The sequence below is a fragment of the Amycolatopsis cihanbeyliensis genome (assembly GCF_006715045.1).
Taxonomy (GTDB): domain Bacteria; phylum Actinomycetota; class Actinomycetes; order Mycobacteriales; family Pseudonocardiaceae; genus Amycolatopsis; species Amycolatopsis cihanbeyliensis.
The window spans coordinates 4,475,630-4,491,848 of sequence record NZ_VFML01000001.1; the positions used below are offsets into that span (position 1 = coordinate 4,475,630).

Consider the following 16,219-nt stretch of genomic DNA (forward strand, 5'->3'; position numbering starts at 1 on the left):
GGCCATGTATTTGAACTACCGTTCTACTTGTTGGGGGTTCGATGGCTCACCTGCTCCTGCTGGCGGCGATCCTGGCCGAGGTCGTCGGCACGATCGCGGTCCGCTTCTCGGACGGCTTCTCGAAGCCGGTGCCTTCCGTGGTGGCCGCGCTCGGTGTGGTCGGGGCCTACTTCCTGCTCTCCCGGGTGCTGAAGCAGGGGATGGGTGTGGGTGTGGCCTACGGCATCTGGGCGGCGCTGGGCGTCAGCCTGATCGCGATCATCGGGATCTTTCTCGGCGACGGGCTCACCTGGATCCAGGGTGCCGGGGTCGTACTGGTGATCGGGGGTGTGCTGGCGCTGGAGCTGGGCGCGGCACACTGACCGGGTGACCGAACCGCGGGATGGCCGCAGGGCGCGCGGCGAGCGCAAGCGCGCCGCGATCATCGCCGCCACCCTCCGGGTGGTGGAGCGGGACGGCGTCGCCGGGGTCAGTCACCGCGCCGTGGCCCGCGAGGCCGGGGTGGCAGGCAGCGCGGCGATCTACTACTTCGCCACCCTGGACGACCTGCTGGTCGCCGCGCTCACCGCGGCGGCCGAGGACTACGCGCGCCAGTTGCGCGAGATCATCGAGGGCGGCGGGGACGGGGTCGACGGCCTCGCCCAGCTGATCACCGAAGCGGGCGGGTCCGGCCGCAGCCGCGCGCTGGCCGAGCAGGAGCTGACGCTGCTCGCCGCCCGCCGGCCTGCGCTGCGTGCGGTCGCGACCCACTGGCGGGACATGGTTGCCGATGTGGCGCGCGGGTACACCAGCGACCCGGTGGCCGTCGAGGCCACTGTCGCCGCCGCGGACGGCCTGTGTGCTCGCATGCTGCTCGGTGCCGAGTCCCTGACGGCCGCGCAGGTCAGCGCCCTGCTGCGGCACGCGCTGCGGCTGACCTGACCCGGCGAGTGACCAGGACCACCCGGCGCCGCGCGGTGCACCGCGGTGTGAACCGGGAGTCCTCACCCCGTGCCGGCCCGGGAGCCGGGTCGGCGGGCCAACCCGTGCCCGCCCGCGTAGGCCGCCACCCGCGGCGGGCTCCAGCCCGCCAGCGCCGCCGGGTCCGGGCGGTGCACCTCGACGCCCAGCGGGCGGCAGACCTCGACCGGGTCGCGGGCGTCCGGGCCCCACATCGGTACCGAGAGGTCCCCGCCAGGGCAGGTGGACAGCGCGCACAGCAGGTCCTGCTCGGCGAAGAACTCGAGGTAGTCGCCTGCCCGCGCGGGGCAGGCCAGCATGAAGTACCGGTCCTGCGCGTTCAAGCCGGTGCGCTGGAACACGTTCAGCACGTCGTGCACGTCGAGCTCGGTCAGCCCGTACGGCAGCACCGCGCGCACCAGGTTGGAGTGGCAGTGGAAGTCGAAGTCCTCGCCGGTGAGCATCCGGTTCACGTACGGATCGCAGCGGGTGCCGAGCAGGTCGTGCACCCGGCCGCCGTCGTCATCCACGCCGTAGCCCGCCAGCGAGTCGTGCGTGATCGTCACCAGCGGCCGCAGGTACGGCAGGGTGGACCACAGCCGGTCGAAGGTACTCACATGCGCGCCCTGTAACTGCCGTGTCCTGGACGCCCACAGCCGCTCGCGCGGGTTGTGCCGGTTCCAGATGTTCAGGTCGCCCACCTGTGGACCCTCGACGGTGACGACCCGGCACAGGTGCCCGGCGGGCACCTCCCATGCCTGCCCCGACCGGATCGGGAGCACGAAGTCCAGCACCGGCGTCCGGTCGGCCCCTGCGATCCGCCGGTACAGGTCGCGGTCCACCTCGAGCGCGCCACCCTGGTACGCGGCGGGCGGTGTGTCCATGGTCACGGCCTCCCCGTTCGATCCTCGAGCGCCGACCGTAGCCGGGACAGCAGCTCGCCGCGGCTGGCCGCGCCGAGTCGCTGCCGCATCCTGGCCATGTGGTGCTCGACGGTCTTGGCCGAGATGAACAGCCGGTCGCCCACCTGCTTGTAGGTCAGCCCGGCCACCACCAACTCGGCCACCTGCAACTCGCGCTCGCTCAACCGGCCGCGCTCGGTGGGCGCGGCCGGCTCGTCCGGCTGCGCGGGCTGCCCCTGCATCGAGCGGGCGACCTCCAGCAGGCCGACCATGGCCTTGCGGTCGGCGGTGCGGATGGCAGCCTGCCCGGCCAACCGCGCGCCGTCCCAGCGGAAGCCGGCCTCGTGCAGGCCGCGGGCGGCCTGCTCCACCCGCTCCGGGTCCACCTCGCCCCGGACCACGGCCAGCCAGCACCGCGCCGCCGCGGCGAGCACCGTCGCGTACGGCCCGTTCCCCGCGCCCGCGGCGAGTGCCTCGGCATGCGCCGCGGCCTCCTCCTTCCGCTCGGCGATGATCGCGCCGTGCAGGCCGCCCCAGTGCAGCGGCCATGTCCACAGTGGAGGGTCGCCGAGCGCGGTGCAGAGTTCGCTCGCGCGGCGCAGGTGTGGTGCGAGGCGCTCGGTGTCGCCGAGCCGGGCGGCGGCCACGGCGAACTCGCCGAAGGGCAACAGGGTGAACAGGTCCACCGGGTGTCGGATCACCGCCGTGCAGGCCTGCTCCCAGATCCGGTGCAGCCCGGCCACGTCGCTCGCCCTGCGGGCCAGCCCGACGCGGAGCGCCACGGCGAACAACCAGTCCCTCGGCGCGAGCCCGGAACCCGCCTCCGCCAGCAGGGTGCCCGCGCGCTCGGCCTCGCCGCGCAGCATCGCGACCCACGCCCGCAGCAGCCGGTGCCGTGCGGCCAGCGTGTCGCCCCCGCATCCCCCGGCGGTGGCGTCCTGGAGCAGGGCATCGGCGATGGTCAGCTCGCCGGAGTGGATCGCGACCAGCGCGCCGAGCGCGGCCGGGCTGTCCGGGAGCAGCACGGTGCGCCCCACCGGCTCCAGCATTTCCGCCGCACTCACCAGGGTGGACAGTGCCGCCGCCGGCGCTTCGGACACCGAGGCCAGCAGCCCTTCCGCGGTGTCGGTGATCGCGGTGGCCAGCAGGGTCGGCGGTTCGTCGGCGGGCGGCGCGGCGAGCGACTCGCGCGCCTCGCCCTGCCTGCCGGTGCCGAGCAGGCCGATGGCGGCGAAGGCGGTGTCCAGGGTGCCGCCCGCCCACCGGTGCATCCGCGTGGCGCGGTCCAGCCGGCCGCGGTACGCCAGCACTGTGCCGGCCACCCGAGCGGCCGCCGCCCGCTCGGGCGCGCCCGCCGTGGCGATCACCTCGTCGGCCAGCCGCAGCGCGGCGTCCAGCTCACCGGCCCTGGCCGCCGCCTCCGCCCGCCGGGCCGCCACCTCATCCCTGCGCGCGCCCGCGGCGACCGCCGCGTCCAGCAGCCGGGTGGCCAGCACCGGGTCCGTGCCGACGGCCTCCGCCGCGGCGGCCTCGAACACCGCCGCCGTGCCGGGGGCACCCAGCCCGGCCCCGGAGCCCGCCTCCAGCAGCGACCGGGCCAGGTGCAGTACCGGCGCTCCCCGGTCCAGCAGCAGCCCGGCCAGCCGCTGCCACAGCGCGGCCCTGCGTTCGGGGGGAACCAGCGCGGCCAGCGCGCGGGCGCCGATCGGCAGCAGTCTGCCGTCCAGGTCGAGCAGCCCGGTGGCCCTGGCCGCGTCCATGACCTCGGCTACCCGATCCCGGTCGAGCAACCCGGCCAGCAGGGCGGCATCCAGCCGGGTCCCGGTCTCGGCGGCCAGCAGCAGGTGCAGGGTGTCCTCCCCGGCGCGGTCCAGCTCGTGCCGGAACCCGGCCAGCGCGACTTCCGGCACCCGTGGCTCGGGGTCCCTGCCGAGCGCCTGCCCGAGCCGGTGCACGAACCCGGGAATGCCGCCGGTCTGGATGCGGGTGAACTCGATCAGCCGGTCCGGGGCCGGCCTGCCGGTGGCGGCGGCCAGCAGGGTCGCGGTGCCGGCGTGGTCCAGCGGGCGCAGCACGAGTTGCCCGGCGAGCCCGCGCAGCACCCCGGCGAGGGTGTCCGGGCGCGGCCACGGCCGGGCGGCGAGCACCAGCCCGCCGCCGGCGGCGGCCAGCCTGGCGAGCTGGTCGAGGGCGGGCTCGCCGAGCTCGTGCGCGTCGTCCACCAGGACGAGCCCCTCTTGCGGCGGCTCGGCACCCGGTCGGAACCGGTGCACCGGCAGCCCGGCCCTGGCGCAGGTGCGGTCGAGATGGTCGAGCACGGCGGTCTTGCCGTAGCCGCCCGGCGCGAGGATCGCCAGCCGGGGCCGGGTGAGCCTTCGCTCCGCGATGTCCCCGCACAGCCGGCGGGTGGGTCCGTCCAGGACCGGGAGAGCTGGTTGGCTCAACTGCCGTCCTTCTGCTCGGCGGGCTCGGCCTTGGCCGCGGCACGGTTCCTGCGCCGGGTCGGCAACCGGGGCCGCGGTGGTTCCAGCGGGGTGATCTCTACCGGCGGCCGGGGTGGTGGCGGCTCCAGCTCGGGTTCCGGGTCCCCGGCGGGCACCAGCGCCACCTGGTCCGTGGGGTGCACCGGACCCGCGGTACGGGACAGCGCGGCCAGCGTGGCGAGGGCGGCGCCCCGCGCGGCCGCCGACGCGGGGTCGGCCTCCGCCGCGGGCGCGCGACCGAAGGCGGACTCGACCAGCTCGGTTACCAGCGGGACGCGTGCCGTTCCGCCGGCGAGCAGCACCGCGGACAGCTCCCCGGCGGGTACCGCACCGGCCGTGCGCCGCGCCAGTGCCACCGCTTCGGTGAGTGCCGGGCGGGCGAGCGCGTCGAACTCCGGCCTGGTCACCCGCACCCCCGCGGTGGGAAGGTCCGCTTCGGTGCCGACCGAAAGCTGCTCCTTCGCCCCGGTACAGGCCGCGCGCAGCCCCGCCATGGCCGCGTCGGGCGGCGGTTCCTCCCGCGCGAGCCGGGCCAGCACGTGCGCGGTGAGCAGGTCGTCCAGTTCCGTACCCGCGCCGGGGCCCACCTGCTCGCCGTGCGCGAGCGGCTCGAACCCGGTCGGCGTGCGGCGCAGCACAGTGGCCTCCACCTGCTCGCCGCCGAACCGGCACACCACCAGCGCGTCACCCGGCTCCGCGCCGTGCCGGGCGAGGTGGTTCTCCGCCACCGCCACCGGACTCGGCAGCAGCAGCACCCCGGGCAGGCCGGCCTCGTGCAGTGCCTCACCGAGCAGGCCGCGGCGGTGCGCGCCCCAACCCGCGGGATGGGTCACCGCGACCCGGGTCGCCTCGTCCCGCTCGGCCTCGGCCACCCGGTCGGCGATCCATCCCACGAGCACCGCCGTCAGCACCTCGGCCGGGTAGCAGTGGGTCCCCAGCACAAACGGTGTCTCGTCGCCGACTCGGCGCAGGAACCCCCGTGCGACGCGTTCCGGTTCGGCGCCTGCCCACTGCAGCGCGGCCCGCCCGGCCAGCACCGTGCCCTCCCGCGAGACGTGCAGTACCGACTCGACCCACGGGGTGCCGTCCAGTGGAACGGCCTGGGGATCACCCCAGCTCTCCCCGTCGTAACGAAGGACCGCGGCCTTGCTGCGCGTGCCACCCAGCTCAATGCCCAGGACGTAGCGCATGGTGGCGATTCCTTCGTGGGTTACCTCGGTAGGGGGTCCGCCTTTCGTACCAAAGGGTTACCCCGCGGGGACAGCCCCGAGTGAGCTGAGTCGTGGACTCCCTAATCCCCTAACGCCCACCCGTTCGGGTGCCGTGGCAAGCACGGGGACGAGCCCCGATGTGCCGGACACCCCCGACTTCTAGCGTCGTCCACGGCGTTCGGCGGCCGGCCGCCGAACGCTCCCACCCTTCCCGTTCAAGGAGACTTCCGTTGCAGAACGCCGACCAGACCCTGCACGACTTCGTGCTCACCCTGCTGACCGACGCCACCGCCCGGTCCGGCTTCGCCGAGGACCCCGCCGCGGCGCTCGCCGGAGCCGGCCTTTCCGACGTGACCGCGCAGGACGTCCAGGAGGTCGTCCCGCTGGTGCTGGACTATGCCCAGCTACCGGCCCAGGTGCCGGGGATGGACTCGCTGGACGGGGCCGAGCTGCCCGCGGGCGGCGCCGCGGACGCGATCGAGCAGCTGCGCGCCGTCGCGGAGGCGGCCGGTGCCCCGGACGTGGGCAGCTTCACCCTGTCCGGTGAGGGCAGCGCGGACGGCTTCACCGGCGTGGGCGGCGTGCGCAGCGAGACCTTCGAGGCCGGTGCGGACGCCGACCTGACCGGCAGCCTGAGCGGTGTCGCCGGGGGCGTCAGCGGCGGTACCGGCGAGGCCGGCGCGTTCCAGGCCGGCGCGGCCGCGGGCCCGGACGGGCTCACCGCGGACGGCGAGTTCGGCAACGCGCAGGTCTTCGGCACCGGGTACCTCGCCGCGGGCACCGGGGGTGTCGCCGCCGGGTTCGAGGTGGCCGGCACGGGCTTCTCGGTCGAGGGCGGCGGCGCGGGCACCACGGAGGAGTTCGCGGTCGGTGGTGCCACGATGTCCCCGCTCGGCGACTACGGCTTCGAGAGCGCGGGCGAGTTCGGTGAGCTCGGCGACATCGACCTGGACACCGAGGCGCTCGGCCGGGGCGGCGAGGCCGCGGGTGGCACCGTCGCGACCTACGTGTCCTCCGGCGGGCAGGCCTTCGCCGACGGCGTGTCCACCGGGGCGGAGACGGTGAGTGGCCAGCTCGAGGACGCCGGCGCGGGTGAGGCCGCGGACGCGGTGCGTACCGGCGCCGACGCGGTGTCCGGGCAGGTCTCCTCGGCTACCGCCGAGGTGCCGCAGCCGGACGACCTCACCGGCCGGCTGGAGGACCTGCCCGCCGCCGAGGTGCCGGACACCGGCGCCCTGCCGGAGCTTCCCGAGCTGCCGGAACTGCCTGACCTGGCCGGCGCGCTGCCGGGGGAGCTGCCCGAGCTGCCGGTGGCCAACCCGCTGCCGGAGATGGACCTGCCCGCGTCCGACCCCGCCGCGGCGACCGAGAAGGTGACCGACACCGTGACCGACACGGTCGGCGACAGCCCGCTGGGCCAGGTCACCCAGAACTCCGCGGCGGCTGACCTGCCCAACCCGTCCGGTGTGGTCGACGACCTGAGCCTCGGCGGCTGATCCTCTCGCGGTTCGAGCCGGGCCCACCCAGCTCGAGGTGGGCCCGGCTCCTTCACCGGCTGTAAACGGGGACACTCGGCTCGATGAGTCTTAGGCGAAGAGGGCTATGACCGCACCCCCGTGGCTCGATGTGCTCGATGACACGGTCCGGGCCTGCGCCACCCACCGGCGCCCGGACCTGGCCCAGCGGTTGCGGGAAAGACGTGCCCAGCTACTGGACGGCCAGCTGCGGGTGCTGGTCCTCGGTGAGGCGGGCCAGGGCAAGAGCCAGCTGGTCAACGCCCTGGTCAACGCGCCGGTGTGCGCCACGGGGGACGACCAGACCACCACCGTGCCCGCGGTCGTCCGGCACGCCGACCGCCCGGCCGCGGTGCTGGTCACCGAGGAGGAGGCCGGTGAACCGCCCGCGCTGGAGGCCACCGCTGGCAGGCGGACCGTGCCGATCGAGTCGGCGACCGCGCTGGCCAACGGTGAGCCGGCTGGTGGCGTGCTGCGCGCCGAGGTCGGCCTGCCCCGGAAGCTGCTGTCCACCGGGCTCGCGCTGATCGACACGCCTTCCGCCCCGGACCCCACCACGTTGCCCCCGGCCGACGCGACTTTGCTGGTCTCCGACGCCACCCGGGAGCTGTCCGCGGGTGAGCTGGACCTGCTGGCCGGGGTGGTCGAGCTGTGTCCGACCGTGGTCGTCGTGCTGACCAAGATCGACCTGGTGCCGAACTGGCGGCGGGTGGCCGAGCGTAACCGGGCCCGGCTGGCCAGGGACGGGCTGCGGGCGCCGGTCGTCCCGGTGTCGGCGAACCTGCGGCTGGCCGCCGCCCGCGACGGGGACCGGGTGCTGGCGACCGAATCCGGCTTCGGCGAGCTGATCCGGCTGTTGCGCCAGGATCTCGCCGGGCAGGCCGAGCTGCTGGCCCGCCGCTCGGTGACCGCCCTCGCCGGGTTGGCTGTCGAGCAGCTGGTCGAGCAGGTGCGCGCCGAGTACACCGCGACCCAGCACGCGGACACCGGGGAGCTGACCGCACGCTGGCACGCCGCGAGCCGGGAGCTGGAACGGCTGCAGCGCGAATCGGCCCGGTGGCAGACCCTGCTCTCCGACGAGGTGGCCGACCTGACCTCCGATGTGGAGTTCGACCTGCGGGAGCGGACGCGCCGGATCCTGCACGAGGTGGACGACTACTTCGACGTCGCGGACCCGGCGAAGAACTGGCCGGAGTTCGCGGAGTGGTTGCGGGAGAACCTGACCACCGTGGCCGAGACCAACTCCGGCTGGTTGCTCGACCGCTTCGACTGGATCGCCCGCAGGTTGTCCCGGTTGGTCGCGCGGGACACCGCGGACGCGCCGTCCGACTCCGCGGCGCGGGACGGAGCCCTCGACCACGTCGGTGAGCTGCGGATGCCCGCCGTGGAACGGTTCGGCATCGGGCAGAAGCTGTTCGTCGGGATGCGCGGTTCCTACAGCGGCCTGCTGATGTTCGGGCTGGCCAGCACGGTCGCCGGCCTGACGCTGATCAACCCGATCTCCATCGGTGCCGGGGTCGCGTTCGGCGCGAAGAGCGTGTTCGAGGAGCGTGGCAACCGGCTCAAGCGGCGCCAGTCCGCGGCGAAGAACGCGGCGCACCGCTACGTGGACGACTTCTTCCTCGGGTACGGCAAGCACAGCAAGGACACCACCCGGCTGATCCACCGGGCCCTGCGCGACCGGTTCGCCGGCGTGGCCGAGGAACTGCGGGCGGAGATCTCCGAGTCCGCCAAGGGGGTCAAGCGACTCATCGACGCCGAGGCCACCGAGCGCGCGGCGCGGGCGCAGCGGCTCAAGCTCGGCATGGACGAGCTGACCCTGCTGCGCAGGCGGGTGCACGCGCTCGGCACGGTCCCCGGCGCGCGGCGTGAGCTGACCGCGTGAGTGCGGCGCTGGCGCAGCGCACGAGGGGCCTGCTGGAGCAGGCGCTCGAGCTGTACCGCGACAGCGGGCGGGCCACCACCTGGCTGCGACGGCACCTTGCCAGGCTGGACGACCCGCTGCGGCTGGCCGTGCTGGGTCCGCAGGGGTCCGGCAAGTCGACGCTGGTGAACGCGCTGGCCGGGGAGCAGGTCGCGCCGATCGAGCTGGCGGGCGGGCAGCCGCCTGCCTGGTACCGGGCCGCGCCGGAACCGCGGGCGGTCGGCTACCCGCGGTCCGCGCCGCCGTTCGAGCTGGCGGTGCGGCGCGCGGACCAGGCCGTGTGGCTGGACGGCGAGGCGCCGCCGGCGCCGGTGGACCGGGTGGAGCTGGACTGGCCGAACCGCGCGCTGCGCGAGCTGACCCTGGCGGACACCCCCGGGACGGACCTCGCCGAGGCGGCGCCCGTGGTGGAGGGGGTCAGCACCGAGGCCGACGCCGTGCTGTTCCTGCTGCCCAACCCGGCGCGGGCCGACCTCGGTTTCCTGCGGGCGACCCGCCAGCACCCGATCGCGCGGGCGGCGCCCGTGCATGCGCTCGCGGTGCTGTCCAGGGCCGATGAGCTCGGCGGCGGCAGGGTGGACGCGCTGATCTCGGCGCGGCAGGTCGCCCGGCGGCACCGCAGGGAGACCGAGGCAGGCCTGCTGTGCCAGGACGTGGTGGCCGTCGCCGGGCTACCGGCGGCGGCGGGCCGGACCCTGCGGGAGCCGGAGTTCGCGGCACTGGCCGAGCTGGCTCGGGTGCCGAGGACCGAGCTGGAGCCGTACCTGCTGTCCGCGGACCGCCTTGCCGGGCCGGACTTTCCCGCCCCGGTGGACCCGGGTACCCGCGCGAGGCTGCTGGAGCGGTTCGGGCTGTTCGGGGTGCGGCTGGCGAGTGCCCTGCTGCGCCGCTCGGCGGTCAGCCAGGCCGAGTTGGCCGCGCGGTTGGTGGCGCGCAGCGGGCTGGACGAGCTGCGCGAGTCCGTCGGTCGCAATTTCACCGGTCGCCGGCCCGCGCTCAAGGCCCGGTCGGCGCTGATCGCGCTGGAGGTCGTGCTGCGGATGGAGCCGCGGCCGGGGTCCGCCGCGCTGGCCGCCGAGCTGGAACGGGTGCTCGCCGGGGCGCACGAGTTCCGCGAGCTGCGCACCGTCGCTGAGTTGCGCGCGGGCAGGGTCACGCTGCCCGGGGAACTACTGGCCGAGGCGGTGCGCCTGCTCGGCGACGAGGGCGAGACCCCGCAACGGCGTCTCGGCCTCGACCCCGCCGCCGGGGAAGGGCCGTGCCGGCAGGCCGCCGCCGAGGCCCTGCGCCGCTGGCAGGAACAGGCCGAGAACCCCGCGCTCCCGGCCGTCACCCGCCGTACCGCCCGCACCGTCATCCGCACCTGCGAGGCACTCTGCTGCGCGTGACCCGCGTTCCGTGCGGTAGCGCTCGGTAACCGTTGTGCGCATGTCTTCCGTCGTTCACTCGTCTGGGTAAGGATGCCCCGAACGCACATTGCGAGGAGAGGACAACCCGTGACCCTGCCGGTAAGACGTGGCGCCCTCGCGGGTGCCGCCGCTGTCACCATGACCCTGAGCCTGGTCGCCGCCCCCTCGGCGCAGGCGGAGCCGAGCACCGGCGCGGTGATCGCCGAGGTCTACGGCGGTGGCGGCAACTCGGGGGCCACGCTGACCCATGACTTCGTCGAGCTGGCCACGGTCGGCGATGCCGAGGTCGCACTGGACGGCTGGAGCGTGCAGTACCTGCCGGCCGCGCCGAGCGAGCGCAGCCGGTGGCAGGTCACCGAGCTCACCGGCGGCGTCCGGCCGGAGGGTCGTTACCTGGTCCGCCAGGCCCAGGGGGCGGGCGGCTCGACTCCGCTGCCGGAACCGGATGCCAGCGGCCGGATCGCGATGAGCTCCCGGGCAGGCACCGTCGCGCTTGTCGACGGCGGCGAGCGGCTGACCTGCCTGACCGCGGCGGACTGCGCCGCGGACGCCCGCATCGTGGATCTTGTCGGTTACGGCGACGCCGTGGTCCGGGAGGGATCGCCCGCCCCGGGCACGGGCAACACCACCTCGGTCGCCCGCACCGAGCCCGCGGACACCGACGACAACGCCGCGGACTTCACCGAGGGCGAGCCGAGCCCGCGCAACGCGGCGGGGGAGACCCCGGGCGGGGAGGAACCCGAGCCGGTCACCGCCCGGATCCACGACATCCAGGGCAGCACCCGGATCTCCCCGCTGGACGGCGAGCGGGTCACCGGGGTCACCGGGGTGGTCACCGCGACCAGGACCTTCGGCTCCAGCCGCGGGTTCTGGTTCCAGGACCCGCGACCGGACCAGGACCCGCGCACCAGCGAGGCCCTGTTCGTCTACACCGGCGACGCCGGGTTCGAGCTGTCCCCCGGCGACGCGGTCACGGTGAGCGGCACGGTCAAGGAGTACTACCCGGACTACGCGGAGGACTCGAAGTACCAGTCGCTCACCGAGCTCGGTAACGCGGAGTGGACGGTGACCTCCTCGGGCAACCCGGTCCCGGCGGCGGAGGTGATCGGTCCGGACACCGTGCCGGAGGAGCTCACCGCGCGGCCGGGCGGCAACATCGAGCCGCTGGAGCTGAAGCCGGACACCTACGCGCTGGACTTCTGGGAGGCGCGGGAGAGCGAGCGGGTCAGCGTCACCGACGCGCGGGTGGTCGGGCCGAGCACGCGGTACAACGAGCTGTACGTGACCACGAAACCGGAGCAGAACCCCAGTGCCCGCGGCGGCACCGTGTACCTCGGCTACGACCGGCCGAACACCGGGATCCTCAAGGTGGAGTCGCTGATCCCGTTCGCCGAGCGGCCGTTCCCGCGGGCGAACACCGGGGACACCCTGTCCGGCCGTACCGCAGGCCCGGTCGAGTACGACCAGTACGGCGGGTACACCCTGTTCGCCGGCGAGCTCGGCACGGTGACCGACAACGGGCTGGAGCGCGAGACCACTCGCGAACAGCGCAGCGGCGAGCTCGCGGTGGCCACCTACAACCTGGAGAACCTCTCCGCGGTCAACGACCAGGCCAAGTTCGACGAACTGGCCCGCGGCATCGTGCGCAACCTGGCCAGGCCGGACATCGTCACGCTGGAGGAGATCCAGGACGACAACGGCCCGGACGGCCGGGGTGACGGCGTGGTCGGTGCGGAGGAGACGCTGCGCAGGCTGGTCGAGGCGATCGTGGCCGCGGGCGGTCCGCGGTACGAGTGGCGGCAGATCGACCCGCGGGATCTCACCGACGGTGGCCAGCCGGGTGGCAACATCCGCGTCGGCTTCCTGTTCAACCCGGAGCGTGTGTCCTTTGTGGATCGTCCAGGTGGGGACGCGAGCACGCCGGTCGAGGTGGTGACCGAGCACGGCGAGCCGCGGCTTTCGGTCTCACCGGGCCGGATCGACCCGGCCGACGAGGCGTGGGAGAACAGTCGCAAGCCGCTGGTCGGTGAGTTCGTCTTCGGCGGCCGCACGGTGTTCGTGGTGGCCAACCACTTCGCCTCCAAGGGCGGCGACGAGCCGACCCACGGCCGCTTCCAGCCGCCGACCCGGAGCTCAGAGGTGCAGCGGATCGAGCAGGCGCGGGTGGTGCGCGCCTTCGCCGACGAGCTGCTGGCGGCCGACCCGGAGGCCAACCTGGTGGTGGCCGGCGACCTGAACGACTACCCGTTCTCCCCCGCGGTGCGCACGCTGACCGAGGGCGGCGCGCTGGAAGCGCTGATGAGCACGCTGCCGGAGCACGAGCGGTACAGCTACATCTACGAGGGCAACTCGCAGGTGCTGGACCACGTGCTGGTCTCGGACGCCCCGCGCGGGGTGGACTACGACGTGGTGCACATCAACGCGGAGTTCGCCGACCAGGCCAGCGACCACGACCCGCAGGTGGTCCGCTTCCGCCCGAGCACCGGAAACCCGGTGGCGGACGCGCTGAACGACCTGCTGGACTGGCTGGAGCGACTCCTCGGCCGCCCGCCGCACCGCTCGTGAGCCGGCGCGACACGCCGAGCGCACCTCCCGCGCTCGGCGTGTTTGCCGCCCACGTACGCGAGTTTGCCCTCCACGCGCGTGAGTTTGCCGCCCACGTACGCGAGTTTGCCGTTCCCGGAGGCGCGGGCGGGCTCAGCGGGCGCGCCAGCCGAGGTTGAGGATGGCCTGGTTCAGCTCCTGGTAGGTGGGCCGGATGTCCTCGAGGTACCGGTCCAGCCACTCGCCGCGGGCCGAGTCGATCGGTTCGGGCGCCGCCCCGGTCTCCAGCCAGGACACCCGATCGACGTTGTCGGCCGCCATCCGCCACCAACGGTTCGCCCGTTCGGTCGTGACCTGCTCCCGCTCGACGGCGGCGGCCACCTCGGCCTCGGCGGTGGCCCGCGCCGCGGCCAGTTCCTCGGCCCTGCTCAGCTCCCAGGACCGCAGGTCGTCCGCGGCCCTGCGGGCCAGGCCGATGATCTCCTTGTACCGCATGGCCGCCGTGCTGCCTTCGGTCATTCGTCACCTCCCGGATCCGGTTGGTGGAAGGGAATGATCACCTCGGGTGCGCTGTGCGTGCTGCGGTCGAAGAACAGCGCGCGGCCCGGCCGTGGCGACCAGTGCACCACCTGCCCCGCGCAGAACGGGCTGAGCTCGCTGCCCTGAACGTCCAGCGCGGCCCAGGCGCCGATGTCGTCGGTGCCGGTGAAGCCGAGGGTGTCCTTCAGCCTGCTGACCCCGCGCCACCAGCCGAGCACGTGCAACCCGTTGGTCGGCCCCTGCTTCAGCAGCACCCGGAGCTGGTCGAGCCCGCTGGCCTGGCCGGGCGACTTCTGCTCCAGCGCGGGCAGCGCCGCGTCCACGCCGTACAGCGTCACGATCCGCTTACTGTCTACCGCGGACAGATCGTCGGCGAGGGTGTGCACCCGTGCCGAGAGTTCGCCGGGGGCCACCAGTTCCACCTTGTGCCCCTCGGCGGCCAGCCGGTCGGACAGCTCGGTGACCGCGTTCGCGCAGGTCTCCACCAGGCAGCACAGCACGAACAGGGCCTCGCCCGGCTGGTACTGGCGGGCCAGTGACCGGGCGGCGGAGTTCATGATGGACAGTGCTTCCTTCTGCGTGGTGCCCAGCACCGCCACGTTGCGGCCAGGGGCGCCGGAAAGCTCGACCCCGCGCGCCGACTCGGCCACCTCGATGGACTGGCCGAGCAGGGCCTTCGGCCGCGCCACGTGCTCCAGATCGCCGAACGCGCGCGACTCCTCCAGCACCGGCGCGTGCGCCCCGTCGAACAGCCTGGGCCGCTGGTGCGAGGTGGCGTACCGTTCCCACAACCGTTGCTGCAGGCCGGGGAACACCCCCTTGGCACTGGCGTCCGGGATATGCGCGAGCTGGTTTCCGTGCGCCACCCCGGAGTCGTGGTTCACCACGGCATGCCACTTCGGTGCGGCCACGGCGGCCTGGTTCGTCTCGGAAAGCACCCGGCGCGCCTTCGGCATCGCGATCCGCAGCGTGCACTGCTCGAACACCGCGGGCTTGCCCCAGAACGCCTCGATCCCGGCCACGTCCTGGCTGGCCAGCACCAGGTGAATACCCTGCGAGCGGCCACGCCGGGCGATGTCCTCCAGCAGGGAGGTGGCCAGCGCGGTGACCGTGTCCCGCCCGGCGAACAGGTACTGGAACTCGTCGATCACCGCGACGATCCGCGGCCAGTGCCCCTCCGGGTCCTGCTCGCGCAACTCGGCAAGGTGGGTCACCTCGTGGTCCTTGGCCGCGGCCGAGCGCCTGCGCAGCTCGTCGGCGAGGAACCGCAGCAGGGCGAGGCCGAACTCCCTGTCGGTGTTCACGTTCACCCCGACCAGCCGGGCGTGCGGCAGCCAGCTCTCGTCCCTGCGGCCGGGCGCGAGCCCGGCGAAGGACACGCCCTCCTTGAAGTCCAGCAGGTACAGCGCGAGTTCGTCCGGTGAGTAGCGCGCGCACAGGCTGCCGAGCAGCGCGTACAGGAAGTTGGTCTTGCCGGAGCCGCTCGGCCCGCCGATCAGTGCGTGCGGGCTGGCGTCGCCGATCACCACCTCCACCGGCTCGCCCTCGTAGAACCCGACCGGCGCCCGCAACTCCCACGCCGACCGCTGCTTGCCGAACTCGGTCGGCAGCAGGTCGGCGAAGGAACGCGGGCCGCCCTGCTTGGCGATGAGCGCCTCGGCGATCCGGCTCGCCGCGGTGCCGACCTGCCCGGCCGGCAGCGGGCGGTCCAGGTGCACCGCCAGGTCGGAGCCGGTCATGCTGCTGATCGCGCGGCGCTCGTCGAGCAGGCTGATGGATTCCACCGCTCCGCCGAGCGCGGTCGGCACGTCCACCAGGACCAGCGAGATGCCCGCGGCGAGCGCCCCGGAGGCGACCCGCTTCAGCTCACGTAGCTGCTCCGGTTGCAACTCCTCGCCGTTGCCGTAGAGCACGGCGATCCGCCATGGCTCGACCCTGCGCCCGGTGTCCCTGCGCATCGCCTGCAGCGAGGTGTACCCGGCCTGCATGGTGTGCGCGTGGATTCGCCGGATGTGCCCGGCCAGCTCGTCCAGCAGGTCGACCAGCCGGGTCGGGTCGTGCACGGTGAGCGCACTGGTGCGGCTGAGCGCGTAGAAGTTCGGCAGCACCGCGGTGAGCTGCCCGACATCCCACAGGTGCACCCGAACCGCGCCGGGTTCGAAGGTGCTGAGCACGCGCATCAGCAGGTTCTCCACCAGCGCGTCGATACTCGGCCGGGTCTTCGGCGCGGAGGTGATGGAAAGATGCGACTCGTCCAGCAGCGGGACCGCGACGTCGAAGGTCATCTCGGTCCCCGGGGTGCGGCCGGCGTCACCCCCGTCCACGGTGGCCGAGCCGACCCGCCACAGTTCGGGGGCGATCACCCCGGAGTGCGTGCCGACCCGGCCGAGCCATTCGCCCGGCGGCTTGCCCGCGGCACCGGGGGCACTGGCCGCGACCAGCTCGCGCAGCCGGTTCGGCCCATCGGACCATTCCCCGTAGAACTGTTTACGGACCGTATCCAGCCAGGCGAACACCCCGGCCATCTCCGGTTCCTTGGCTCGCTCGACGACCTGCGGATCGGCCGCGGCGTGCTCGATCCCGGCCTGGACGATCGACTGCTCCAGTTCCAGCTTGGCGAGCTGATTCTCGGCCGACTTCCTGGCGTTGGTCGCCGCGCCGAGCGCGAGACCGATCTGCCTGCGTAGCTGGTCCAGCGCGGTGATCACCCGCGCGCGTTGCTCGCCGGCCTTCTTTCCGATCACCCGGGTCAC

11 protein-coding genes are annotated in these 16,219 nt (G+C 73.9%); 6 read left to right on the forward strand and 5 right to left on the reverse strand.

Going from position 1 to position 16,219, the window contains the following annotated elements; all coding sequences use genetic code 11:
• Window positions 1-41: 41 nt before the first annotated feature.
• Window positions 42-362 carry a DMT family transporter gene (locus tag FB471_RS20400; protein WP_142000016.1) on the forward strand — a complete coding sequence of 107 codons (321 nt, stop codon included), beginning with the start codon at window positions 42-44 and terminating at the stop codon, window positions 360-362.
• Between the two features lie 4 nt (window positions 363-366).
• Complete coding sequence (locus FB471_RS20405; RefSeq protein ID WP_142000017.1) at window positions 367-921, forward strand: TetR/AcrR family transcriptional regulator; 555 nt, start codon at window positions 367-369, stop codon at window positions 919-921.
• Between the two features lie 62 nt (window positions 922-983).
• On the opposite strand, the gene FB471_RS20410 is transcribed toward FB471_RS20405, so the two are convergent.
• The 3 genes from FB471_RS20410 to FB471_RS20420 are packed head-to-tail and all read right to left on the reverse strand — an operon-like array spanning window position 984 to window position 5,514.
• Window positions 984-1,823: an urea carboxylase-associated family protein gene (locus FB471_RS20410; protein ID WP_142000018.1), complete on the reverse strand. Its 840-nt coding sequence runs from the start codon at window positions 1,821-1,823 to the stop codon at window positions 984-986.
• Between the two features lie 2 nt (window positions 1,824-1,825).
• The gene (locus FB471_RS35530; RefSeq protein WP_142000019.1) at window positions 1,826-4,285 is read right to left on the reverse strand and encodes a helix-turn-helix transcriptional regulator; all 2,460 of its coding nucleotides are present in this window, start codon (window positions 4,283-4,285) and stop codon (window positions 1,826-1,828) included.
• Entirely contained in the window at window positions 4,282-5,514 is a 1,233-nt protein-coding gene (locus FB471_RS20420; RefSeq protein ID WP_142000020.1) for an Hsp70 family protein, read from the reverse strand. Before FB471_RS20420 ends, FB471_RS35530 begins: the two co-directional genes overlap by 4 nt.
• 251 nt (window positions 5,515-5,765) lie before the next feature.
• On the opposite strand from FB471_RS20420, the gene FB471_RS35230 reads away from it, so the two are divergent.
• The 4 genes from FB471_RS35230 (at window position 5,766) to FB471_RS20440 (ending at window position 12,947) form a co-directional block, all read left to right on the forward strand.
• Complete coding sequence (locus FB471_RS35230; RefSeq protein ID WP_142000021.1) at window positions 5,766-7,031, forward strand: IniB N-terminal domain-containing protein; 1,266 nt, start codon at window positions 5,766-5,768, stop codon at window positions 7,029-7,031.
• Between the two features lie 106 nt (window positions 7,032-7,137).
• On the forward strand, window positions 7,138-8,934 hold the full coding sequence (locus FB471_RS20430) for a dynamin family protein (protein WP_142000022.1): 1,797 nt from the start codon (window positions 7,138-7,140) through the stop codon (window positions 8,932-8,934).
• Window positions 8,931-10,361: a hypothetical protein gene (locus FB471_RS20435; RefSeq protein WP_142000023.1), complete on the forward strand. Its 1,431-nt coding sequence runs from the start codon at window positions 8,931-8,933 to the stop codon at window positions 10,359-10,361. The genes FB471_RS20430 and FB471_RS20435 overlap by 4 nt, the downstream gene beginning before the upstream one ends.
• A gap of 159 nt (window positions 10,362-10,520) precedes the next feature.
• Window positions 10,521-12,947 carry an endonuclease/exonuclease/phosphatase family protein gene (locus FB471_RS20440; protein WP_142002217.1) on the forward strand — a complete coding sequence of 809 codons (2,427 nt, stop codon included), beginning with the start codon at window positions 10,521-10,523 and terminating at the stop codon, window positions 12,945-12,947.
• Between the two features lie 132 nt (window positions 12,948-13,079).
• Here FB471_RS20440 and FB471_RS20445 read toward each other — a convergent pair whose 3' ends face one another.
• Both FB471_RS20445 and FB471_RS20450 read right to left on the reverse strand, forming a co-directional pair.
• On the reverse strand, window positions 13,080-13,445 hold the full coding sequence (locus FB471_RS20445) for a hypothetical protein (protein ID WP_142000024.1): 366 nt from the start codon (window positions 13,443-13,445) through the stop codon (window positions 13,080-13,082).
• The gene (locus FB471_RS20450; protein WP_142002219.1) at window positions 13,442-16,207 is read right to left on the reverse strand and encodes an FtsK/SpoIIIE domain-containing protein; all 2,766 of its coding nucleotides are present in this window, start codon (window positions 16,205-16,207) and stop codon (window positions 13,442-13,444) included. Before FB471_RS20450 ends, FB471_RS20445 begins: the two co-directional genes overlap by 4 nt.
• Between the last annotated feature and the right edge of the window lie 12 nt (window positions 16,208-16,219).